The sequence below is a fragment of the Klebsiella sp. BIGb0399 genome (assembly GCF_003752615.1).
GTDB classification, from domain to species: Bacteria; Pseudomonadota; Gammaproteobacteria; order Enterobacterales; family Enterobacteriaceae; genus Klebsiella; species Klebsiella lignicola.
In genome coordinates, this window is the sequence record NZ_RKHT01000005.1 from 1,736,433 (window position 1) to 1,758,810 (window position 22,378).

Sequence of the window (22,378 nt, forward strand, 5' to 3'; positions counted from 1 at the left end):
CCGGAGAGGAAAAAAAGCGCCGGTGACCAGGGCCAACCGGCGCAAAGAGGCATTAGTGTTTCACGGTATCCTCGAGGAAGAAGCGCCCCAGCGGATTCTGGTAAAAACCGTCGATATTCTTACGGCTGACGTTACGGTACGGGCTGTAATACAGGTCAACCCAGTTGACGTCGGCTTTGGCCATTTTTTGCAGGTCGATATACATCTGCTCGCGCTTTTTACTGTCCATTTCGACGCGCGCGGCGGCCACCAGCGCCTTGACCTGCTCGTTATGGTAGCGGGTCATATAGTTCATGTTGCTGTCATGCCCCAGCACAAAGGTCGTTTTCTGGTCGGGGTCGAGAATATCGTTGGTCCAGTACATCACCGAGATATCGTAATCCCCGGCCACCAGCATATCCCAGCTCTGGCTCGGATCGACTTTTTGTAAGTTGACCGTCACCCCGGCTTTCGCCAGCTGCTGCTGCAGCAAAATGGCGATTTGCTCATCCACCTCATCCCCGGCGTTGACCACATAGTTCAGCTTCAGGTCGGCGGCGCCCGCCGCGTTGAGCATCGCTTTTGCCTTTTGCGGATCGTAGGGGCGACGCAGATTGTCGGCGTAGTGATACAGCGCCCCGGCAGGAATATACGAGTTCGCCACCTGACCGTAGCCAAAGGTCACGGTCTTGACGATGGCGTCTTTATCAATCGCGAAGTCCAGCGCCTGGCGCACTTCCACTTTGCCCAGCGCGCCGTGGGAATGGTTAATCAGCAGATGATCCTCGCGGGTGGAGGGATCCAGCTCCACCTTCAGATTCGCATCCTTCTGCAGCGACGCGATGCGCGAGAAAGGCACGGTCAGGGCAGCATCAAGTTCTCCGGCCTGCACTTTCAGCATCCGGGTATTATCGTCAGGAATAGTAAGCCACTCCACGCCATCGAGGCTGACGTTTTTCGCCTGCCAGAAGTGAGGGTTCTTCACCAGCACGATTTTCTCCCCGCGCTGCCACTCCTTCACGCTAAACGCGCCGGAGCCGACCGGCTTCTCGGCAAAGGCCTCTTCGCCTTCGGCTTTCATCGCCTTCTCTGAAATCACCGAAGCGTTCGGCAGCGCCAGCTGCGATAAGAACGGCGCGGAAGGCGATTTCAGGGTCACCACCAGGGTGCGCGGGTCGGTGGCCTCGGCTTTGGCGATAATGCTGTAGGAGTCGCGCCACAGTGAGCCCTCATCATCACGGATGCGCAGCAGGCTAAACGCCGCATCGCTGGCGGTCAGCGACGTCCCGTCGGAAAACTGGGTATCGCGAATTTTAAAGGTGTAGACCTTACCATCCGTAGAAATGGTCCAGCTCTCAGCCACCCCAGGCTCCAGCTTTGTCCCGCTTTTATCCACCCGCACCAGCGGGTCGAAGACGTTGGAAAAGACCCAGTTATCGGCGTTTTGCGCCGATTTTATCGGGTCAAAGGTGGTGCTGTCCTCGCGGCGACCAATGGTCAATACCCCCGCCGCCTGCGCCATTTCGCTGACCACGCTTAACGCCAGAAATACGCTGGCCGCCAGTAATTTAACATGCCTGTGCTTCATCAAAAGATCCCCCTGTCAAAGGAAAAACGGTCTCATGGCCCGCATGGTTGAGGATGCAGGCATAAGCGCGGTCGGCAATCTGCCGGGTTGGTGGTGGTGCGCCGGTGCGACACTGCACCTGCGCATAAGGGCAGCGCGGATGAAATGCACAGCCTTGTGGAACTGCGACCGGGCTGGGTGGTTCGCCCCCCAGACCGCTCTTCGGCAGCGGTTTATCCGGGTCAATTTCCGGGATCGCCGAAACCAGCGCGGCGGTGTACGGGTGCAGCGGTCGGGTGAAGACCGCTTCCGCTGGCCCCTCCTCGACGATCCGCCCGAGGTACATCACCGTAACGCGATCGCACAGCCGGCGCACAATCGCCAGGTCGTGGGCGATGAACAGAATCGCCAGCCCCATGGTTTCGCGCAGATCCATCAGTAAATTGACGATCTGCCCCTGAATAGAAACATCCAGCGCCGCCACACACTCATCCGCGACGATCAGCCGCGGCTCCATCGCCAGCGCTCTGGCAATACCGGCACGCTGGCACTGGCCGCCGCTTAGCTGAGCCGGTTTCGCGCTGGCCTGCTCCGGGCGCAGGCCAACCTGGACCAGCAGCGCCTCGACCCGCCGGGCGACCTGCCCGCGCGGTACTTTCTTATGCACCCGCAGCACCTCGGCGATACTCTCACCTACGGTCTGACGCGGGTTCAGTGAGGCAAAGGGGTCCTGAAAAATCATCGCGCTTTGCTGACGCAGCCGGGCAATATCGCTGGTTAAACCATGGGTGATGCGCTGCCCTTCGAACCGCACCTCTCCGCCGGCAACCCGCTCCAGCTGTAACAGCGCCCGCCCCAGCGTGCTTTTGCCGCTACCGGATTCGCCCACCAGCCCCAGGGTCTCGCCGGGGTGGATCTGCAGCGACACCTGATTGACCGCGTGTACCCGCCGTTTTGGCTGCCACAGCCCGCCGGAAACCGGAAAGGTGACGGAAAGATTATCGGCCTCAAGCAGCGGCCAGTGAGCGTGAACCATTTAACCCTCCCGCCGGGTAAGCGTCGGCAATATGTGATGGCAGGCGGCGCCGTGAGTGCGACCCTCCTGCCCGTAATGCAATACCGGTTGCTGCTGGCAGGCCTCGTCGGCACGGCGACAGCGCGGGTGAAAACGACAGCCTGGCGGAAAATGGTCGGCAACCGGCGGCTGGCCGTCGATGGTCGTCAGTCTCCCCTGCCCGCCTTCGCTCACCGGCTGGCAGTCAATCAGTCCGCGGGTATAGGGATGTAGCGGCCCGGCCAGCACCTCGCGCTTGCCGCCCACTTCACACAGCCGTCCGCCGTACATCACCGCGATCCGGTCGCAGGTTTGCGCCACCACGCCAAGGTCATGGGTGATCATAATGACCGCCAGCCCCAGTTCCCCACGCAGGTCGCTCAGCAGGCGCAGAATCTGCATCTGCACGGTCACGTCCAGCGCGGTCGTCGGTTCATCGGCAATCAGCAGCCTCGGCTCCGGCGCGAGGGCAACGGCAATCATCGCCCGCTGGCGCATACCGCCGGAAAACTCATGCGGATAGTTATTGAGCCGGTTCTGCGGGTCGGGGATCCCGACCTGACGCAGCAGCGCGAGCGCATCCTCCCGCGCCTGACGACGGCTGGCGCCAAAGTGCAGGCGGCGGCTTTCGGCAATCTGTTCGCCGATGGTCATCACCGGATTGAGATGGCTGGTGGGGTTCTGGAAAATCATGCCGATTTCCCGCCCGCGCACCGCCGACATCTGTCCTTCACTGAGGGACAAAATATCCCGTCCGCCCAGCCGCACTTCCCCAGCAGTGATGCGTAATCCGGTTCCCGGCAGCAGGCGCATCAGCGCCCGGCAGGTGACGGTTTTTCCCGACCCGCTCTCGCCCACCAGCCCGAGCATCTCCCCGGCCGCCAGCGTGAACGAGATGTTATCCACCAGCGCGATATCTGCGCCGCGCGTGACCGTCAGATTGTTTACCGTCAGCAGACTCATACGCGCTCTCCTAACTTATCGCCCAGCCCGTCGGCCAGCAGGCTGAACCCCATCGCCAGCAGCACGATGGCGAGACCGGGAAAGGTGGTTATCCACCATGCGGTAGTAATAAAGCTTTGTCCTTCCGCCACCATCACCCCCCATTCGGCGGTGGGCGGCTGTACCCCAAGCCCGAGATAGCTCACCGACGCGCCGTTCAGCAGCACCAGCACGCAGTCGGACATCGAAAAGACGATGGCCCCGGTCAACGCGTTCGGCAGCAGGTGGCGGAACAATATCCGCAGATGGCCGTAGCCCAGACTGCGGGCCGCCAGAATAAAATCGCGCTGTTTCAGGGTCAGCACCTGAGCGCGCACCAGGCGGGCATATGAGACCCAACCCACCATCGCCATGGCGATATAAAAGCTGCTCAGCCCCGGCCCGAGGATGGCGATGATCGCCAGCATCAGCACCAGAAACGGAAAGGCCAGCACGATATCAATCACCCGCATCACCAGCGCATCCACCACTCCGCCAAGATAGCCCGCAAGCGCCCCCAGGGTGGTGCCGAGCATAAAGGGAAACAGCACCCCCAGCAGGCAGATTTGCAGATCGACCCGCGCCCCCCACAGCACGCGGGAAAAGACATCACGGCCAAAATTGTCGGTACCGAACGGATGGATCCCCCCCGGTGGCAGCAGGCTGGATGCCGGGTCCTGAACGATCGGGTCGAACGGCGCAATCCACGGTGCCAGACAGGCCACCAGCAGCCACAGCCCGACAATCGCCAGCCCGGCACACAGCGCCTGCTGGCGCGGGATCGCCCGCTGACGCAGGCGGGAAAAGGTCGCTATCGCCTTCATAATGAGATCCTCGGGTCGAGGGCCACGGTCAGAATATCCGCCAGCAGGCTCACCACCACGGTGGCGAGGGCAAATACCATCACCACCCCCTGGACCACCATGTAGTCGCGGCTGAAGATCGCCTTCACCAGCAGCTGTCCGAGGCCGGGAATGGCAAACACGCTTTCGATCACCACCGTACTGCCGATCAGCCAGCCGATATTCACCGCCAGCAGGTTAATGGTCGGTACCAGCGAGTTCGGCAGCACGTGGCGCCAGAAAATCCGACGCTCTCGCTGTCCGCGCGCCCGGGCCGCGACGACATAGTCGCTGTTCATCTCCATCAGCAGGCTGGCGCGCAGGTTACGAATTAATACCGCCGACAGCGCCAGCGCCACGGTCAGACACGGCAGAACCATATGATGCAGCTGGTCTATAAAATCGCTGCCGTAGCCGGAGACCGGAAACCAGCCGAGCACGATGCTGAACATCAGGATCAGCATGATGCCGAGCCAGAACGCCGGAAAGCCAAGCCCGGCGGTGGTAAAAAGACGAATCAGCCGGTCGGCGAGGCGCCCGCGCTGGCGGGCGGCGGTGGTCGCCAGCGGCACCGTCAGCACTATCGCCAGCAGCACGCTGCCCAGCACCAGCCACAGCGTCGGTTCAAGCCGCGAGCCGATCAGCTTGAGGGTATCCACCCGGTAGACAATCGACTTCCCCAGCTCGCCCTGCAGCAAGTTGCGCAGAAAATAGCCGTACTGCACCCACAGCGGTTCATCGAGGCCAAACTGCGCGCGAACGCGGGCCAGCGCCGCCGGAGTGCTGCGGACTCCCAGCAGAATGCGCGCCGGATCGCCGGGGATGGCGCGCACCATCATGAAGGTGATCAGGCTGATGCCCAGCAGCACCGGCAGCAGCTGTAGCGGACGAAACAACAGAAAACGGTAACGGTGCATCAGCGGCCTCCCGGGTCGCGCTGGCGCGCCAGAAAGTCGAGCAGCACCGGGTAGTACGCCTGCGGCTCTTCGTAAAACGGCATATGGCTGCTGTTGGCAAAAATCGCGATCTCGGCATTCGCCAGCCCCTGCTTCATTTTCAGGGCGCAGGCAGGCGTCAGCTCATCGTGCTGGCCGCTGGTGATCAGGCACGGCACGTGGATGGAGGCCAGTTCTGCGCTACGGTTCCACGCTTTTAAATTACCGGTATAGAGAAATTCGTTCGGCCCCTGCATGGTGACATAGGGCGCCATATTCCAGTCCTCAAGCGATCGCTTAACCGGCTCGGGCCACACGTCCAGGCGGCAGACGTGGCGATAGTTCAGCAGAGTAATCGCTGCCTGATAGGCCGGGTGATCCAGCCAGCCCAGCGCTTCATAACGCTGCATCATCGCCACGGTTTCGGAACCCAGCGCGCCGCGCAGACGGTTCAGTTCCTGCACCAGATGCGGCATATCGGCAACGGTGTTTTCCAGAATCAGCGAGCGAATCGCGCCAGGATGGTGCAACGCCACTTCAATTGCCAGCCAGCCGCCCCACGAGTGACCAAGCAGATGGACCTTGCCAAGCCCCAGCGTCTGGCGGACGGTTTCCACTTCCCGCACGTAACGCGCCATGGTCCACAGGCTGGCGTCATCCGGTCGGTCGGATTTTCCGGTACCCAACTGGTCAAAGGCGATTACCCGGTAGCCGTGCAGTTTCAGAAAAGAGTGGGCCTCGCGCAGATAGTCGCAGGGCAGCCCCGGCCCGCCATTGAGGCACAAAATGGTCTCGTCGCCGTCGCCGAATTGATACGCCACGACGTTATATCCATCCACCGCAATGTGATGGCACTGGTCGGGTGCTATTTCGCTCCACATGGTGTGTTCCTCGTCGTCGATGGTGCCGGCTGTTGGCGTTGCATTAACGCTAACGGCAACGCCGGAAGCTGAACAGTTAGCAAAAATACTAGTTTTACGCCGCGTCGGGACGGCACCGGAATTGCATACCTATGAGCGAGCACCGGACGGTTTTGCACAAATCGTGCCCGTCGCGGATCTCGGTTTAACCTGAAGGGGGTTTTATGCGACTGGAGTTTGAACGCCCCGGCAGCGCCCGGGCGACCAGCCTGGATGAGGCATTCGGCGGGCTTTTTCAGCAAACCCGCACTCTGGGATTCGACGCGGTCATTTACGACTACACGCCGGTCCCGCGCTCGCTGGAGGGGGAGCTGATTACGCCGTCATTACTGAAGACGTACAACGTGCCGGAAGATATGCGCCAGCTGTGGTGCGAGCGCGGCTATTACCAGCTGGATCCGGTGCAGCACTGCGCGCTGGCGAGCTGCGCGCCGTTTGTCTGGTCCTATCAACGCCCGGATAACAGCATGCTGCGCGGCAGGCTGGATACCGACGCCGCCGCCGTTACCGACTATATGCGCGAACACAATATGCCCTGCGGCGCCACGGTTCCCCTGCATCTGCCTAACGGCGGGTTTGTGACCCTCACCGGCATCCACACCGGCCAGCGTCAGGAGCGGGAAATCAACGCGACCCTCGCACAGCTGATGCTGCTGGCCCACCAGTTTCAGGAGTCCGCCTTCCCGCTGTTCGACAGCACCATGCTGACCTGTCGTCACGTGAAGTTAAGCAACCGCGAGCGTGAATGCCTGGCGTGGTCCGCCGAGGGGCTGACCGCCAAAGAGATTGCCCGCAAGCTGCATCGCTCGGTAGCGACGGTGACGCTACATCTGAATACCGCAGCGAAAAAACTCGGCGCCAGCAACCGCGTGCAGGCGGTGGTCCGCGCCCTGCACTACCGCCTGCTCGACAGTTAAGAACTAGCATTTTTGCTAGTGTTCAGCCGCGGTGACCAGCCTTTACCCTGAAAGCCGGTCCACTGAGCAGGGAAAGAACATTCATGTACACCATTAGCGAAGGCTACGCGCCGTTTCGGCAGTATCAAACCTGGTTTCGTGTTTGCGGCGATCTCCATAGCGGCCTGACGCCGCTGGTGGTTGCCCACGGCGGACCTGGGTGTACGCATGATTATGTCGACGCGTTTCGCGATATCGCCCTCAGCGGGCGGGCGGTGATCCACTACGATCAGTTAGGCAACGGGCGCTCGACCCATCTTCCGCAGCAGCCCGCCGACTTCTGGCAGCCGGCGCTGTTTCTCGATGAACTGGCTAACCTGCTGCAGCATCTGGAGATTGCCGATAATTACGCCCTGCTTGGTCAGTCGTGGGGCGGAATGCTGGGGGCGGAACACGCCGTGACGCAGCCGTCGGGGCTAAAGGCGCTGGTAATCGCCAATTCTCCGGCCTCAATGGCGCTGTGGCTACAGGGGGCGGCGGCCCTGCGGGCGCAGCTGCCCGCCGGGGTCCAGCAGACGCTACAGGAACATGAAGCGGCGGGCACGCTGGACAGCCCGGCGTATAAAGCGGCAAGCCAGGTGTTTTATCAACGCCACGTCTGCCGCCTGGATCCCTGGCCGGCGGAAGTGCGGCGCACCTTTGACGCGATGGATGCCGACCCGACGGTGTATCACGCGATGAACGGCCCCACCGAATTTCACGTCATCGGCAGCATGAAAGCGTGGACCATTATCGACCGTCTGGCGCACATCCAGGTTCCGGTCCTGCTGATTTCCGGGCGTTACGACGAGGCTACGCCGGAGGTGGTGCAGCCCTTTATGGACCACATTCCCGACGTGCGCTGGACAATATTCGAAGAGTCCAGCCATATGCCGCACGTGGAAGAGCGCGCGTTATGCATGCAGACGGTGAACGACTTTCTCGACGATGTGCTCCCAGTCCGCCGATAGCCACCGACAGCGGGAAAGCCGTGAGTTCACTCTCTGGCGTGTTACATCGCCAGTCCGCCACCGCCGCTGAAGGGCTGTTCGCCGGCGATTTTCATCACTTCGGCACCGAAGGTCACAAACGGCGCCCGACGGCTGGCGTAGATCAGCCCGCCGGCCTGCGGGCGCACGGATTTGATCATATCGGTCAGCGGGTCGACAATTTCGGCTACCACATCATCGGCGCTGACCCACTCGCCGGGCTGTTTCAGCTGGACCAGAATGCCGCTCGCCGGGGCGGTGACAATCTCTCCGGCGCTAAACGGCAGCATCACCGTCTGCTGCTGCGGGACCTCCGGACGATCGCCGGCCAGCACGCCGCGAAATTGCAGGTAGCGATAGAGCCGTTCGGCATCCTGACGCGCCACCTCGTGATTGACCTCCTGCTGGCCTCGCAGCTCGACGGTCACCGCCATGCAGCCGGGCTGCCGTGGCAGTTGGGGAAACGGGGCCGCCAGACGCTGCCAGGGCAGCCCGCAGGCTTCATCGAATGAGTTACCGCCGCTCTCCTGCGACAGCATCACCGTGCCAATCCCAAGAAAAGCGGCCAGTACCCCGGCCTCTGGCTGCCAGGCCGGATCGGCGTACATATGTAAAATGGCCTGGTCGTCGCAGTGCAGATCCAGCACGACATCCGCATCGCAGGCCAGGCTCAGCAGATGATGGCGCAGCGCCTGCACTTCGCTACGTACCGGCTCCGCGGCCAGCCCATCGCGCATCGCCTGGCGTACCCGCTGCCGGTAGTTATCGTGCGTCAGCGGCGCTGCGTCCTGCAACAGGGGTTGCGCCAGGCGGGCCAGGTCGGGAAAATCACGATTAAAGTTGCGGCCGCTGCCGAGGTCAAAGCGCCCGATGCCGCTGTTGAGCATCACCTGGGCCAGTCCCGGCGGGTTTGCCACCGGAACGAGGATAATTTCACCGCGCAGCTCGGCGCGCCGTTCCGCCTGGCACAGTAATCTTTTAAGATAGTGCAGCACCAACATGCCCGGGATTTCATCGGCATGCAGCCCTGCCTGGAGATAGACTTTCTCCCCGACGCCGGGTTCGCCAAAATGAAAATGCGTTAATTGCCGCTGCCCACCCAGGGCATGTTCGGGTAAGGTATAGTGTTTAATTTTCATTGGACGTCCTCTTTGTGGAAAAGAAAGCCCGGCTTGACCGTATCGATCATAAGATCCTTGAAATCCTGCGCCGGGATGGCCGCATTTCTTATCAAAAGCTCTCGGAGCAGGTAAACCTCACCGCCCGTCCTTGCCTGGAACGCGTACGTGGCCTTGAGCGCGATGGAATTATCAGAGGCTACAGCGCGATTATCGATCTCCCCGAGCCGGAGCATGCCTTCGTGGTGCAGGCGCAGATTGCGCTGGCCGACCATGGCCGCTCGCAGCCGGTATTTGAACAGGAGATGCGCCAGACCCCGGAAGTGCTCGACTGCTGGCTGGTCAGCGGCAGCTTTGACTTTCTGGTGCGCATCGGCTGTCGCAGCATGGCCCACTACTGCCAGCTGGCGGACACCTGGCTGACCAGCAAAAAATTCCGCGTCGATAAAATCGTGACCCTGACTGAACTTCAGGCGATTAAACGCTCCTGATCACGAGCGGCGGGCAAACGCCAGCCAGCGTCGTTCGGCGCGTGAAAAAGCGAATATCAGTAAAAAAGTGCACAGCAAATAGAGCGCGGCGGCCATCAGGAACGGAATAAACGGCGAATAGGTGATGGCATAAAACGCCCGCGCGACGCCGGTAATATCGAGCAGCGTGACGGTGCTGGCCAGCGACGTGGCATGCAGTAAAAACACCATCTCGTTATTCAGCGCCGGAATACCCCGCCGCAGCGTCGCCGGCAGCACCAGACGACGAATAATTTGTCCTTTGCTCATGCCGTAGGCTTCACCGGCCACCCACTCCTGACGCGGGAAGGTCATCATCATCCCTGCCAGCAACTCGGCCACGTAAGCGGCCGTATTCAGCACCAACGCTAAGGTGGCGCAGAAGGTCGCATCGCGGAACAGCAGCCAGAACGGCCGATCGTTTTGCCAGCCCAGCTGGACGATATCGAACTGCGACAGCCCGTAATAGATCAGCATCAGTTGCAGGTAGAGCGGCGTGCTGCGAAAGAACCAGGTGCAGCCGCGAATCGGCCAGGCCAGCAGTCGCGGGCCGTACACCTGGATGACCGCCATCACTACCGCCAGCACCATGCCGGGAACGATAGACAGTAAAAACAGTTCCGCCGTCACCGCCAGCCCGCTCGCCGAGCCGTTGCCGTCGCTCCACAGGTAGCCCGGTAGCGCATCGATAAAAGTCTGCAGGTTCATAGCGCCGCTCCCGCCGTCGAAGAGCGCAGCGCGTAGCGCTTCGCCAGACGATTAAACAGCCAGCTGGACAAGGCGGTGATCACCATATAAATCAGCGACACGAGGAAGTAGAACAAAAACGGCTTCTGCGTGGCGCGCCCGGCCTGTTCCGCCAGCCACACCATATCTTCTAAACCGAGGATCGACACCAGCGCCGACGCTTTCATCAGCCCCAGCCAGTTGTTATTGATGCCCGGAATGGCAAAACTCAGCATCTGCGGCAGCATCACGCGCCGAAAGACCGTCCACGGACGCATGCCGTACGCTTGTGCCGCTTCGGTCTGCCCCCGGTCGACGGTAAGAAAGGCCCCGCGAAAGGTTTCGGTGTAGTAGGCACCAAACACAAAGCCAATCGCCAGCACCCCGGAAATAAAGGTATTGAAGCGAACCGGCCCGAACCCGACCAGCCCCAGCAGCGTATTCACCAGCATCTCGCCGCCGAAAAACAGCAGCAGCATAATGACCAGCTCCGGAATGCCGCGCACCAGCGTGGTATAGCCGGTCGAAAACCAGCGTAGCCAGCGCGGCCCGAACAGCTTAATCAGCGCATTCACCAGCCCTAACAACAGCGCCACCAGCAACGAAACCAGCATCACGCACAGCGAAAGCCCCGCGCCGCGCAGCAGTAACGGTAAATAGTCTGCAACCATATTCTGTCTTCCACCCGTGTCGTAAAGGGGCGCCGATCGCCGACCGCGCCCTCCCCTTCACGGCTTATTTGCCGTAGATATCAAAGCTGAAGTACTTTTTCTGAATGGCCTCGTAGGTGCCGTCGGCGCGGATTTGCTTAATCGCACCGTTCAGGGCATCGCGCAGCGCCGGATTGTCTTTATTCACCGCAATGCCGACGTCGGACGAGATACTGCCATCGCTGATAACCGGGCCGGCGAAGGCAAACTTCTGCCCGCGCGGGGTATCGATAAAGCTGGTGGCCGCCTGAATATTGTCCTGCAGGGAAGCATCGATACGCCCGGAGAGCAGATCGAGATAAACGTTATCCTGGTTGGCGTAACCGACGATTTTCACGCCATGGTTGGCCCAGTGGGTTCTGGCGTAGGCTTCATGGGTTGAACCGGTCTGTACCCCGACGGTCTTGCCCTTGAGGCTGGCGGCATCTGGCTGCAGCGGGCTGCCTTTGCGCGCCACCAGCTGCGCGGCGCTGCGGTAGTAGCGGTCGGTGAAATCCACCTCTTTCTTGCGCTCATCGGTAATGTTCAGCGAGGCGATAATGGCATCGAATTTATGGGCGTTGAGCGCGGCAATCATGCTCTCGAACGGCTGCTTCACGAAGACGCATTTCGCTTTTAGCTGCGTACAAAGGGCGTTGGCAATATCAATGTCAAAGCCGGTGATCTCGCCGCTGGGAGCAAGGACATCAAACGGTGGATAGCCACCGTCCACCCCAAAGCTGATGGTGTCAAACTGCTGTGCGGCCAGCGGTGCGCTCAGCGCCATACAGGCCAGTAAAGCGGCAATGCGTGTTTTCATATCGGTTACCCCTGATGTCAACGGTGTGGCTAAAAGCGCAGTGAAAGGCAGGTCAGGCCGCCGTCCATTTTCTTAAATTCGCTGGTGTCGAGCTGCACCACCGGCATTCCCAGCTTGCTGATTTCGCCGAGGGTATAGGGGTAGCCCTGAGGCGTAATCAAGGTGTCGTTGATCCACAAGGTATTGCCGGCATACGCCTCTTCCTGCGGGATCACAATGGTATTGAAGCCGCTAAAGGCCGGGTGATGCAGGTAGCCTTCCGTCAGCAGCAACGTATTGCGCCCGACGTAGTTCACAATCGATTTCAGGTGCAGCCCGGCGCTCACTTCAATCGCGGTGACCTGGTAGCCGTGCGGTTCGACGGCGGCGGCAAACTCGCGGATCCCTTGTTCGTCGGTACGTGCGGTCAGGCCAACAAAAAACTGCTTGCCGACCAGCAGCACATCGCCGCCGTCCATATGACCCTGTTCGCTCATCTGCACCAGCGGGCGAAAACCGGCCAGCACCGGGGCGATGGTCGCCACTTCACCCTGACGGCTCGGCGCGCCAGGATGGGTGATCACCGCCAGCTCCGGCATCACTACCGCGGTATCTTCCACAAAGTGGGCATCCGGGTAATCCGCGGCGGCAGGCAGAACGGTGACTTTCAGCCCGAGCTGCAGCAAGGTTTCGACATAGGCAAGGAACTGGCGGGTCGTGCCGGCAATATCTGGCGCTCCGAGGCGGGCGGTGGTTTGGCCGGCGGCGCAGGTGGCGGCGGGCAGACGGGCAATAGCCTGGTTGAAATGCATAGAGAACCCTCAGGTGACAAATGAACGTTGCGCTTCCCGACACGCGGGTAAAGCAACGGGTTTTCTTGATTATCAAACAGATATTGTCACCAGTCCGGCTGAATAGGCGGTCAGGATTGTCGATTTACGCTGTATATTGTGTGCAAACGACGCATTCCGCTGTCGGCGGATGACCTTTATCGCCCGCTACGGTTCCGCGTTTTGCGCACGCAGCGGAAGCGGTTCAGTCAGCAGCAACGCGCGGAGTTTTTCAATCGGCATCGACTTGTAAAAATACCATCCCTGAATCAGCGCGTTCTCATCGAAGGATTTGACAAACTCATAGTCGGTTTTGCTTTCTACCCCTTCAAAGACAATTTGTTTATTGAGCTGGCAGACGATCTCCAGAATCGAGCTCAGAATCGTGCGCTTGTACTCATTCTTCAGGCCGTTTACGAAAAACTTATCCAGCTTAATTTCATCGTAGAACACCTCGGTCAACCACAGCAGGTTGGAAGAGCCGGTACCAAAATCATCAAGGGCAATCCGCAGTCCCCGGTTCATCGCCTGCAATGAAAAGGCCGCGATCTTTTTATAGTACTCGCCGCTTCTTTCGGTAATTTCAATTTTAATCTGCTGCGGACGAATATCATGACGCTTGAGCACCCGCATCAGATTATCTAAAAAACGCGGATTGTTGATTTCACTTTTGCCGATATTTATCGCCAGGGTGAAACCCGCATCGGCCTGCAGAATGGTTTTCAGTTCACGGGTCGCCTTCTCAATCACCAGCGCCGAAATATCGTCGGAGACATTCAGCTGCTCCGCCATCGAAATAAACAGATCCGGCGGAACCTGGCCATAGATCTTGTCATGCCAGCGAACCAGCGCCTCCACGCCAACGATCTTTTCGTTTTTAGCGCAGACTAACGGCTGGTACTCCAGATCGATCCGCTGGTTGAGAATTGCCTTTTTCAAGCGAAATTCCAGCGAACGGCGCTCCGAGAAATAGCTCAGAATGGCGTAGAACAGTGCGGCCCCGACAATAAAGGCGACGATCGTTATTGCGGCGATAAGCAGCGGCGGGAGCGATAAAAAGCCCTGCTCTTTTTCTGCCAGACGGGCGCAGATATCGTATTTCTGGCTACAAAGACGGGATGCCGCCGCGGACCCGGCGGCGGTATTAGCGCTGACGTCATTGAGAAAAACGTGCTGACCATTACGGCTGGTTAATGAAAAATCGAGCCCCTTATAGCGCCGCACAAAACCACTGAAGGCAAACGAAGAGGTAAATGAGATCACATTGCCGTACTGGCTCATGTCCAGAACGACGCCATATGGCAGATAGTTGCGCACCCCTTTGTAAATGCTAAAACCGTTCGGCACGACATATTTTTCGTCAGGCAGCAGCAGCGGTTTATCGAGCACGCCCCAGTTGGCGGTACAGGCTATCCTGCCATTCTCAATAATGCCGAGGTCCTCGACGTTAGCGTACTTCCAGATAACCTCGCGCAGGGCGGCAATATCCTGCTTACGACAGCCCACTATCTCTCGGGTGTGAACACGATTAACAGCCGAGACAATTTGCGTGGTGACCTCTTCAGCATGGCTGAGCAGCTCATCACTCATATCAGCTAACTGCGCACGCTGGTGCGATAGCATCAGGTTGTTAATCAGCAAAGCGGAAAGAAGCACAGTGATGCCGCCGCCGGTCAGCAGCCATTTCTGTTTCTTAATAAATTTCATCATCCCTCCGCGACCCGCGCCAGATACCGGAATCCGCCTCGCAAACTCTTAAGCCAGGTGTCACAGTCCCTGCCACGCAGACCTATAATGTCGATAATAATGACAAAGCGGTGGTTATACCAGGCATCAGCACGCGAATGGGCCCCCTTATTAATCAGGAGGGAACGCGCTGTTGACCGCCAGATTACGGTCAGAAAACGCCCGCTTATCTTTAACGTAAGCGGCTCATCGAAAAGCATTTTTTCCAGACAGTTCTGGACAGACTTTTCACAATTCCTCCATTTTTGCGGGGCGTTTGGTCACTAAAATAGTATCATTCCGCGAAACGCTTCAGGATGAGATAACAATAAATGAAAGGCAGTCACACAATTCGCTGGGGAACCGCACTGGCGGTGATTATTGTTGCCGGCGCAGCATATTGGTTCTGGCATAGTCGTGAAACCGCAAACGGTGCGCCGTCTGCGACGAATGGTCAACATCAGCAGGCCCCAGGAGGCGCTCGTCACGGGCGCTTCGGCGCGACGCTGGCACCGGTTCAGGCGGCGACCGCCACCAGCGAGTCGGTCCCGCGTTATCTCAGCGGCCTCGGCACCGTTACGGCGGCCAATACGGTCACGGTGCGCAGCCGGGTAGACGGTCAGCTGCTGGCGCTTCATTTCCAGGAAGGCCAACAGGTCAAAGCGGGGGATCTCCTCGCCGAAATCGATCCCAGCCAGTTTAAGGTGGCTCTGGCCCAGGCCCAGGGCCAGCTCGCTAAAGATAAAGCCACGCTGGCCAACGCCCGGCGCGATCTCACCCGCTATCAGCAGCTGGTGAAAACCAATCTGGTTTCACGTCAGGAGCTGGATACCCAGCAGTCGCTGGTCAGTGAAACAGAAGGCACCATTAAAGCCGACGAAGCCTCGGTCGCCAGCGCGCAGCTGCAGCTCAACTGGAGCCGCATCACCGCCCCGATTGACGGGCGCGTGGGCCTGAAACAGGTCGATATCGGCAACCAGATTTCCACCGGCGACACCACCGGTATTGTGGTGTTAACCCAAACCCACCCTATCGATGTCGTCTTTACGCTGCCGGAAAATGATATTGCGACCGTCGTCCAGGCGCAGAAAGCCGGGAAAACGCTGCAGGTAGATGCCTGGGACCGCACCAACAAACAGAAAATCAGCCAGGGCACCCTGCTGAGTCTGGACAACCAGATTGACGCCACCACCGGGACCATCAAGCTGAAAGCGCGCTTCACCAACCAGGATGACGCGCTGTTTCCGAACCAGTTCGTCAACGCCCGCATGCTGGTCGATACCGAACAGAACGCGGTCGTTATCCCAACCGCCGCCCTGCAAATGGGCAACGACGGCCACTTTGTGTGGGTCCTGAACGACGAAAACAAAGTCAGCAAGCATACCGTCACGCCGGGAATCCAGGACAGCCTGAAAGTGGTGATTACCGCCGGGCTCTCTGCCGGTGACCGCGTGGTCACCGACGGTATCGACCGTTTGACCGAAGGGGCGAAAGTGGAGGTTGTCGATCCGCACAGCGCGCCTGCCGCCACGGAAAAAGCCACCAGCCGTGAGTACGGTAAAAAAGGAGCACGCTCCTGATGCAAGTGTTACCCCCGAGCAGCACGGGCGGCCCGTCCCGACTGTTTATCATGCGTCCGGTCGCCACCACCCTGTTGATGGTGGCGATTATGCTGGCCGGGATCATCGGCTACCGCTTTTTGCCGGTCTCCGCCCTGCCGGAGGTCGATTACCCGACCATCCAGGTGATCACGCTTTATCCCGGCGCCAGCCCGGACGTGGTGACCTCGGCGATTACCGCGCCGCTGGAACGCCAGTTTGGTCAGATGTCCGGCCTGAAACAGATGTCGTCGCAAAGCTCAGGCGGCGCCTCGGTAGTGACGCTACAGTTTCAGCTGACGCTCCCGTTGGACGTCGCTGAGCAGGAAGTGCAGGCGGCGATTAACGCCGCCACCAACCTGCTGCCCTCCGACCTGCCGAACCCGCCGGTCTACAGCAAGGTTAACCCGGCGGATCCGCCGATCATGACCCTCGCCGTCACCTCCTCCGCCATTCCGATGACCCAGGTCGAAGATATGGTGGAAACCCGGGTGGCGCAGAAAATTTCCCAGGTCTCCGGCGTCGGGCTGGTGACGCTTGCGGGCGGCCAACGCCCGGCGGTACGCGTGAAACTCAACGCGCAGGCCATCGCCGCCCTCGGACTGACCAGCGAAACCATCCGCACCGCCATCACCAGCGCTAACGTGAACTCGGCGAAAGGGAGCCTGGATGGCCCTACCCGTGCCGTCACCCTGTCGGCAAACGACCAGATGCAATCGGCGGAAGATTACCGTCGGCTGATCATCGCCTACCAGAACGGCGCGCCGATTCGCCTCGGCGATGTCGCCACCATTGAACAAGGGGCAGAAAACATCTGGCTTGGCGCATGGGCGAACAACCAGCAGGCCATCGTCATGAACGTTCAGCGTCAGCCGGGGGCCAATATCATCGCCACCGCCGACAGCGTCCGTGAAATGTTGCCGCAGCTCACCGAGAGCCTGCCGAAATCGGTCAAGGTCCAGGTACTCTCCGACCGGACGAACAACATCCGCGCCTCGGTAAGCGACACCCAGTTTGAGCTGATGCTGGCGATTGCGCTGGTGGTGATGATTATTTACCTGTTCCTGCGCAACGTCCCGGCCACCATTATCCCCGGCGTAGCGGTACCGCTGTCGCTGGTGGGGACCTTCGCGGTGATGGTGTTCCTCGACTTCTCGATCAATAACCTGACCCTGATGGCGCTGACTATCGCCACCGGCTTTGTGGTCGATGACGCCATCGTGGTCATCGAAAACATCTCCCGCTACATCGAAAAGGGTGAAAAACCCCTCGCCGCAGCGCTGAAAGGGGCCGGTGAAATCGGCTTTACCATTATCTCATTAACCTTTTCGCTGATTGCCGTGCTAATCCCGCTGCTGTTTATGGGCGATATCGTTGGCCGTCTGTTCCGCGAGTTTGCGATAACCCTGGCGGTGGCGATCCTGATATCCGCCGTGGTGTCGCTCACCCTGACGCCGATGATGTGCGCGCGCATGCTCAGCCACGAATCGCTGCGTAAGCAAAACCGCTTCTCCCAGGCCAGCGAGCGTTTCTTCGACCGCGTGATTGCGGCCTACGGGCGAGTGCTGAGCCGGGTGCTGAATCACCCGTGGCTGACCCTGAGCGTGGCCTTAGGCACGCTGGTGCTGTCGATTATGCTGTGGGTCTTTATCCCCAAAGGGTTCTTCCCGATTCAGGATAACGGCATTATTCAGGGCACCCTCCAGGCCCCGCAATCGTCGTCCTTTGTCAATATGGCCCAGCGCCAGGAGCAGGTCTCTGCCGCAATCCTCAAGGATCCGGCGGTCGAGAGCCTGACCTCCTTCGTCGGGGTTGACGGGACCAACCCGGCACTGAACAGCGCCCGCTTGCAGATCAACCTTAAACCGCTGGATGAACGCGACGACCGCGTCCAGGCCGTTATCTCGCGTCTGCAAAAATCGGTCGACAGCATTCCGGGCATCGAACTGTATCTGCAGCCGACGCAGGACCTGACGATTGATACCACCGTCAGCCGAACCCAGTACCAGTTCACCCTGCAGGCCAACTCGCTCGACGCCCTCAGCACCTGGGTGCCGCAACTGCTGACGCGTCTTCAGGCGCTGCCGCAGCTTTCGGACGTCAGCAGCGACTGGCAGGATAAGGGTCTGGCGGCCTATATCAAGGTTGACCGCGACAGCGCCAGCCGGCTCGGCATCAGCATGGCCGATGTCGATAACGCTCTGTACAACGCCTTCGGCCAGCGGCTGATCTCCACCATTTACACCCAGGCGAACCAGTATCGCGTGGTGCTGGAGCACGACACCCGCGAGACGCCGGGGCTGGCGGCGCTGGATAATATTCGCCTGACCAGCAGCGATGGCGGCATCGTGCCGCTGAAATCCATCGCCAGCGTCGAACAGCGGTTCGCTCCGCTGTCGATTAACCATCTCGATCAGTTCCCGGTGACCACCATCTCGTTTAACGTGCCGGATACCTACTCGCTGGGCGATGCGGTGGAGGCGATCCTCGCCGCCGAACAGGCGCTGGATTTCCCTTCCGAGATCCGCACCCAGTTCCAGGGCAGCACTCTCGCCTTCCAGTCAGCGCTCGGCAATACCGTCTGGCTGGTGGTGGCCGCGGTGGTGGCGATGTATATCGTGCTTGGCGTGCTGTATGAAAGCTTCATCCACCCGATCACCATTCTGTCGACCTTACCGACCGCCGGCGTCGGCGCGCTGCTCTCCCTGTGGCTGGCGGGGAGCGAGCTGGACGTGATCGCGATCATCGGGATTATCCTGCTGATTGGTATCGTCAAGAAAAACGCTATCATGATGATCGACTTTGCGCTGGCCGCCGAGCGCGAGCAGGGTATGCCGCCGCGCGAAGCCATCTACCAGGCCTGCCTGCTGCGTTTCCGCCCGATTCTGATGACCACCCTCGCCGCCCTGCTCGGCGCCTTGCCGCTGATGCTCAGTACCGGCGTCGGCGCCGAACTGCGGCGTCCGCTGGGGATCGGCATGGTCGGCGGTCTGATGTTAAGCCAGGTGCTGACGCTGTTTACCACTCCGGTCATCTACCTGCTCTTCGACCGCCTGTCGCTGTACATTAAAAGCCGCTTCCCGCGACATGAGGAGGAGGCGTAAATGAAGTTTTTTGCCCTCTTCATTTACCGCCCGGTGGCCACGATTTTAATTTCGCTGGCCATCACCCTGTGCGGCGTGCTGGGTTTTCGCCTGCTGCCGGTGGCCCCCCTGCCGCAGGTGGATTTCCCGGTCATCATGATCAGCGCCTCACTGCCTGGGGCTTCGCCGGAGACCATGGCCTCGTCGGTGGCGACGCCGCTTGAGCGCTCTTTAGGACGCATCGCCGGCGTGTCGGAGATGACCTCCTCCAGTTCGCTGGGCAGCACGCGCATTATTATGCAGTTCAATTTCGACCGCGATATCAACGGCGCGGCCCGCGATGTACAGGCGGCGATCAATGCCGCACAGAGCCTGTTGCCCAGCGGTATGCCAAGCCGCCCAACCTACCGTAAGGCCAACCCGTCCGACGCGCCGATCATGATCCTCACGCTCACCTCGGACACTTACTCCCAGGGCGAGCTGTACGATTTCGCCTCCACCCAGCTGGCACAAACCATTGCCCAAATTGATGGCGTCGGGGACGTGGACGTGGGCGGCAGCTCGCTGCCCGCGGTCCGGGTGGATCTGAACCCGCAGGCTCTGTTTAACCAGGGCGTTTCGCTGGACGCGGTGCGCACCGCCATCTCCGATGCTAACGTGCGCAAGCCGCAGGGCGCGCTGGAGGACCACAGCCAGCGCTGGCAGGTACAAACCAACGATGAGCTGAAAACCGCTGCGGAATATCAGCCGCTGATCGTGCACTACAACAACGGCTCAGCGGTTCGCCTCAGCGACGTCGCCACCATCAGCGATTCGGTACAGGATGTGCGCAACGCCGGGATGACCAACGCCAAACCGGCGATTTTGCTGATGATCCGCAAACTGCCGGAAGCCAACATCATCCAGACGGTGGACAGCATTCGCGCCCGCCTGCCGGAGCTGCAGCAGACCATTCCGGCGGCCATCGACCTGCAAATTGCCCAGGACCGCTCACCGACCATCCGCGCCTCGCTGGAGGAGGTGGAACAGACGCTGGTTATCTCGGTAGCGCTGGTGATCCTCGTGGTGTTCTTGTTCCTGCGCTCCGGCCGGGCGACGCTGATCCCCGCGGTAGCGGTTCCGGTGTCGCTGATTGGGACCTTCGCGGCGATGTATCTGTGCGATTTCAGCCTCAATAACCTGTCGCTGATGGCCCTGACCATCGCCACCGGTTTTGTGGTGGATGACGCCATCGTGGTGCTGGAAAACATCTCCCGCCATCTTGAAGCCGGCATGAAACCGCTGCAGGCAGCGCTGCAAGGTAGCCGCGAAGTCGGCTTTACCGTGCTGTCAATGAGCCTGTCGCTGGTGGCGGTCTTTTTACCGTTGCTGCTGATGGGCGGGTTGCCGGGGCGGTTGTTGCGTGAATTTGCGGTGACTCTGTCGGTGGCGATCGGCATTTCGCTGGCGGTCTCCCTCACGCTGACGCCGATGATGTGCGGCTGGCTGCTTAAGAGCAGCAAACCGTCTCAGCCGACGCGCAACCGTGGTTTTGGCCGGGTACTGGTCGCGATTCAGGGCGGCTACGGCACCTCGTTGAAGTGGGTACTCAAACACAGCCGCATTACCGGGCTGGTGCTGCTGGGCACCATCGCGCTGAGCGTCTGGCTCTATATTTCGATTCCGAAAACCTTCTTTCCGGAACAGGATACCGGCGTGCTGATGGGCGGTATTCAGGCCGACCAAAGCATCTCCTTCCAGGCGATGCGCGGCAAGCTGCAGGACTTTATGAAAATCATCCGTGAAGACCCGGCGGTGGATAACGTGACCGGTTTTACCGGTGGCTCAAGGGTCAACAGCGGGATGATGTTTATCACCCTTAAATCCCGTGACCAACGGCACGAGACGGCACAGCAAATTATCGATCGGCTGCGGCAAAAACTGGCGAAAGAGCCGGGAGCCAATCTGTTCTTGATGGCGGTTCAGGATATTCGCGTCGGCGGCCGTCAGGCCAACGCCAGCTACCAGTACACGCTGCTGTCAGACGACCTTGCGGCGCTGCGTGAATGGGAGCCAAAGATCCGTAAAGCCCTCGCCGCCCTGCCGGAACTGGCGGACGTTAACTCGGACCAGCAGGATAACGGCGCGGAAATGGACCTTATCTACGATCGCGATACCATGTCGCGGTTGGGGATCAGCGTCCAGGACGCCAACAGCCTGCTGAATAACGCCTTCGGTCAGCGGCAGATCTCGACGATTTACCAACCCCTGAACCAGTATAAAGTGGTGATGGAGGTGGACCCGGTGTATACCCAGGACGTCAGCGCGCTGGATAAGATGTTTGTCATCAACAGCGAAGACAAACCTATCCCGCTGTCCTACTTCGCCAAATGGCAGCCGGCCAACGCGCCGCTGTCGGTGAACCACCAGGGACTGTCGGCAGCGTCGACGATCGCCTTTAACCTGCCAACCGGTAAATCCCTGTCGGAAGCCAGCGAGGCCATCGACCGCACCATGACCCAGCTTGGAGTGCCCTCCAGCGTGCGCGGCTCCTTTGCCGGCACCGCCCAGGTGTTCCAGGAGACCATGAATTCGCAGGTCATTTTGATTCTTGCCGCCATTGCGACGGTGTATATCGTGCTCGGGATCTTGTACGAGAGCTACGTGCACCCGTTAACGATCCTCTCCACCCTGCCCTCGGCGGGCGTGGGGGCGCTGCTGGCGCTGGAGTTATTTGGCGCGCCGTTCAGCCTGATCGCGCTTATCGGCATTATGCTATTAATTGGGATAGTGAAGAAAAACGCCATCATGATGGTCGACTTTGCTCTGGATGCCCAGCGCAACGGCAATCTCACGCCGGAAGAGGCCATTTTCCAGGCCTGTCTGCTGCGATTCCGCCCGATTATGATGACCACCCTGGCGGCGCTGTTCGGCGCACTGCCGCTGGTGCTATCCGGCGGCGACGGTTCGGAACTGCGTCAGCCACTGGGGATCACCATTGTCGGCGGGCTGGTCATGAGCCAGCTGCTAACGCTCTACACCACGCCGGTGGTCTATCTGTTCTTCGACCGTCTGCGGTTACGTTTTTCGCGCAAATCCAACCAGCCGGTAAGCGATTAA

18 protein-coding genes are annotated in these 22,378 nt (G+C 60.0%); 6 read left to right on the top strand and 12 right to left on the bottom strand.

Annotation, left to right across the window (positions count from 1 at the left end; all coding sequences use genetic code 11):
* Positions 1 to 52: 52 nt before the first annotated feature.
* The 6 genes from EDF82_RS08550 to EDF82_RS08575 are packed head-to-tail and all read right to left on the bottom strand — an operon-like array spanning position 53 to position 6,239.
* Entirely contained in the window at positions 53 to 1,567 is a 1,515-nt protein-coding gene (locus EDF82_RS08550) for an ABC transporter substrate-binding protein (RefSeq protein ID WP_123755070.1), read from the bottom strand.
* Positions 1,548 to 2,582: an ABC transporter ATP-binding protein gene (locus EDF82_RS08555; RefSeq protein ID WP_123755071.1), complete on the bottom strand. Its 1,035-nt coding sequence runs from the start codon at positions 2,580 to 2,582 to the stop codon at positions 1,548 to 1,550. Before EDF82_RS08555 ends, EDF82_RS08550 begins: the two co-directional genes overlap by 20 nt.
* Positions 2,583 to 3,563: an ABC transporter ATP-binding protein gene (locus EDF82_RS08560; RefSeq protein ID WP_123755072.1), complete on the bottom strand. Its 981-nt coding sequence runs from the start codon at positions 3,561 to 3,563 to the stop codon at positions 2,583 to 2,585.
* Positions 3,560 to 4,405, bottom strand: coding sequence for an ABC transporter permease (locus EDF82_RS08565; protein WP_123755073.1), 846 nt, complete (start codon positions 4,403 to 4,405; stop codon positions 3,560 to 3,562). Before EDF82_RS08565 ends, EDF82_RS08560 begins: the two co-directional genes overlap by 4 nt.
* Positions 4,402 to 5,340 carry an ABC transporter permease gene (locus tag EDF82_RS08570; protein ID WP_123755074.1) on the bottom strand — a complete coding sequence of 313 codons (939 nt, stop codon included), beginning with the start codon at positions 5,338 to 5,340 and terminating at the stop codon, positions 4,402 to 4,404. Before EDF82_RS08570 ends, EDF82_RS08565 begins: the two co-directional genes overlap by 4 nt.
* Positions 5,340 to 6,239 (bottom strand): proline iminopeptidase-family hydrolase, encoded by a 900-nt coding sequence (locus EDF82_RS08575; protein ID WP_123755075.1) that lies wholly within the window; start codon positions 6,237 to 6,239, stop codon positions 5,340 to 5,342. Before EDF82_RS08575 ends, EDF82_RS08570 begins: the two co-directional genes overlap by 1 nt.
* Positions 6,240 to 6,442: 203 nt before the next feature.
* Here EDF82_RS08575 and EDF82_RS08580 point away from each other — a divergent pair, with 203 nt between their 5' ends.
* Together EDF82_RS08580 and EDF82_RS08585 are read left to right on the top strand one after the other, a co-directional pair.
* Positions 6,443 to 7,195: a LuxR family transcriptional regulator gene (locus tag EDF82_RS08580; RefSeq protein ID WP_123755076.1), complete on the top strand. Its 753-nt coding sequence runs from the start codon at positions 6,443 to 6,445 to the stop codon at positions 7,193 to 7,195.
* 83 nt (positions 7,196 to 7,278) lie between these two features.
* A complete protein-coding gene (locus EDF82_RS08585) occupies positions 7,279 to 8,184 on the top strand; it encodes a proline iminopeptidase-family hydrolase (protein ID WP_123755077.1) in 906 nt (301 codons plus the stop codon).
* A gap of 41 nt (positions 8,185 to 8,225) precedes the next feature.
* Here the strand turns inward: EDF82_RS08585 and EDF82_RS08590 are convergent, their stop codons facing one another.
* Positions 8,226 to 9,341, bottom strand: coding sequence for a succinylglutamate desuccinylase/aspartoacylase family protein (locus EDF82_RS08590; protein ID WP_123755078.1), 1,116 nt, complete (start codon positions 9,339 to 9,341; stop codon positions 8,226 to 8,228).
* Positions 9,342 to 9,355: 14 nt separating this feature from the next.
* Between EDF82_RS08590 and EDF82_RS08595 the strand changes: the two genes are divergently transcribed.
* The gene (locus tag EDF82_RS08595) at positions 9,356 to 9,811 is read left to right on the top strand and encodes an Lrp/AsnC family transcriptional regulator (protein WP_123755517.1); all 456 of its coding nucleotides are present in this window, start codon (positions 9,356 to 9,358) and stop codon (positions 9,809 to 9,811) included.
* Here EDF82_RS08595 and EDF82_RS08600 read toward each other — a convergent pair whose 3' ends face one another.
* From EDF82_RS08600 to EDF82_RS08620, 5 genes are all read right to left on the bottom strand, one after another.
* The gene (locus EDF82_RS08600) at positions 9,812 to 10,537 is read right to left on the bottom strand and encodes an ABC transporter permease (protein WP_123755079.1); all 726 of its coding nucleotides are present in this window, start codon (positions 10,535 to 10,537) and stop codon (positions 9,812 to 9,814) included.
* Positions 10,534 to 11,226, bottom strand: a complete 693-nt coding sequence (locus EDF82_RS08605; RefSeq protein WP_123755080.1) for an ABC transporter permease — start codon at positions 11,224 to 11,226, stop codon at positions 10,534 to 10,536. Before EDF82_RS08605 ends, EDF82_RS08600 begins: the two co-directional genes overlap by 4 nt.
* 64 nt (positions 11,227 to 11,290) lie before the next feature.
* Positions 11,291 to 12,064, bottom strand: a complete 774-nt coding sequence (locus EDF82_RS08610; protein ID WP_123755081.1) for an ABC transporter substrate-binding protein — start codon at positions 12,062 to 12,064, stop codon at positions 11,291 to 11,293.
* A 29-nt stretch (positions 12,065 to 12,093) separates the two neighbouring features.
* Positions 12,094 to 12,855, bottom strand: a complete 762-nt coding sequence (locus tag EDF82_RS08615) for a dimethylarginine dimethylaminohydrolase family protein (RefSeq protein WP_123755082.1) — start codon at positions 12,853 to 12,855, stop codon at positions 12,094 to 12,096.
* 186 nt (positions 12,856 to 13,041) lie between these two features.
* On the bottom strand, positions 13,042 to 14,583 hold the full coding sequence (locus tag EDF82_RS08620; protein WP_123755083.1) for an EAL domain-containing protein: 1,542 nt from the start codon (positions 14,581 to 14,583) through the stop codon (positions 13,042 to 13,044).
* A 347-nt stretch (positions 14,584 to 14,930) separates the two neighbouring features.
* Here EDF82_RS08620 and EDF82_RS08630 point away from each other — a divergent pair, with 347 nt between their 5' ends.
* From EDF82_RS08630 to mdtC, 3 genes are read left to right on the top strand one after another with little or no spacing between them, the layout of a single operon-like run.
* Positions 14,931 to 16,178: an MdtA/MuxA family multidrug efflux RND transporter periplasmic adaptor subunit gene (locus EDF82_RS08630; RefSeq protein ID WP_123755085.1), complete on the top strand. Its 1,248-nt coding sequence runs from the start codon at positions 14,931 to 14,933 to the stop codon at positions 16,176 to 16,178.
* Positions 16,178 to 19,300 carry an MdtB/MuxB family multidrug efflux RND transporter permease subunit gene (locus EDF82_RS08635; RefSeq protein ID WP_123755086.1) on the top strand — a complete coding sequence of 1,041 codons (3,123 nt, stop codon included), beginning with the start codon at positions 16,178 to 16,180 and terminating at the stop codon, positions 19,298 to 19,300. The genes EDF82_RS08630 and EDF82_RS08635 overlap by 1 nt, the downstream gene beginning before the upstream one ends.
* A complete protein-coding gene (mdtC, locus tag EDF82_RS08640; protein ID WP_123755087.1) occupies positions 19,301 to 22,378 on the top strand; it encodes a multidrug efflux RND transporter permease subunit MdtC in 3,078 nt (1,025 codons plus the stop codon).

Coding starts and splice junctions, on each gene's coding strand:
- EDF82_RS08550 (WP_123755070.1), bottom strand. CDS start 1,567: ATGAAGCACAGGCATGTTAAATTACTGGCGGCCAGCGTATTTCTGGCG.
- EDF82_RS08555 (WP_123755071.1), bottom strand. CDS start 2,582: ATGGTTCACGCTCACTGGCCGCTGCTTGAGGCCGATAATCTTTCCGTC.
- EDF82_RS08560 (WP_123755072.1), bottom strand. CDS start 3,563: ATGAGTCTGCTGACGGTAAACAATCTGACGGTCACGCGCGGCGCAGAT.
- EDF82_RS08565 (WP_123755073.1), bottom strand. CDS start 4,405: ATGAAGGCGATAGCGACCTTTTCCCGCCTGCGTCAGCGGGCGATCCCG.
- EDF82_RS08570 (WP_123755074.1), bottom strand. CDS start 5,340: ATGCACCGTTACCGTTTTCTGTTGTTTCGTCCGCTACAGCTGCTGCCG.
- EDF82_RS08575 (WP_123755075.1), bottom strand. CDS start 6,239: ATGTGGAGCGAAATAGCACCCGACCAGTGCCATCACATTGCGGTGGAT.
- EDF82_RS08580 (WP_123755076.1), top strand. CDS start 6,443: ATGCGACTGGAGTTTGAACGCCCCGGCAGCGCCCGGGCGACCAGCCTG.
- EDF82_RS08585 (WP_123755077.1), top strand. CDS start 7,279: ATGTACACCATTAGCGAAGGCTACGCGCCGTTTCGGCAGTATCAAACC.
- EDF82_RS08590 (WP_123755078.1), bottom strand. CDS start 9,341: ATGAAAATTAAACACTATACCTTACCCGAACATGCCCTGGGTGGGCAG.
- EDF82_RS08600 (WP_123755079.1), bottom strand. CDS start 10,537: ATGAACCTGCAGACTTTTATCGATGCGCTACCGGGCTACCTGTGGAGC.
- EDF82_RS08605 (WP_123755080.1), bottom strand. CDS start 11,226: ATGGTTGCAGACTATTTACCGTTACTGCTGCGCGGCGCGGGGCTTTCG.
- EDF82_RS08610 (WP_123755081.1), bottom strand. CDS start 12,064: ATGAAAACACGCATTGCCGCTTTACTGGCCTGTATGGCGCTGAGCGCA.
- EDF82_RS08615 (WP_123755082.1), bottom strand. CDS start 12,855: ATGCATTTCAACCAGGCTATTGCCCGTCTGCCCGCCGCCACCTGCGCC.
- EDF82_RS08620 (WP_123755083.1), bottom strand. CDS start 14,583: ATGATGAAATTTATTAAGAAACAGAAATGGCTGCTGACCGGCGGCGGC.
- EDF82_RS08630 (WP_123755085.1), top strand. CDS start 14,931: ATGAAAGGCAGTCACACAATTCGCTGGGGAACCGCACTGGCGGTGATT.
- EDF82_RS08635 (WP_123755086.1), top strand. CDS start 16,178: ATGCAAGTGTTACCCCCGAGCAGCACGGGCGGCCCGTCCCGACTGTTT.
- mdtC (WP_123755087.1), top strand. CDS start 19,301: ATGAAGTTTTTTGCCCTCTTCATTTACCGCCCGGTGGCCACGATTTTA.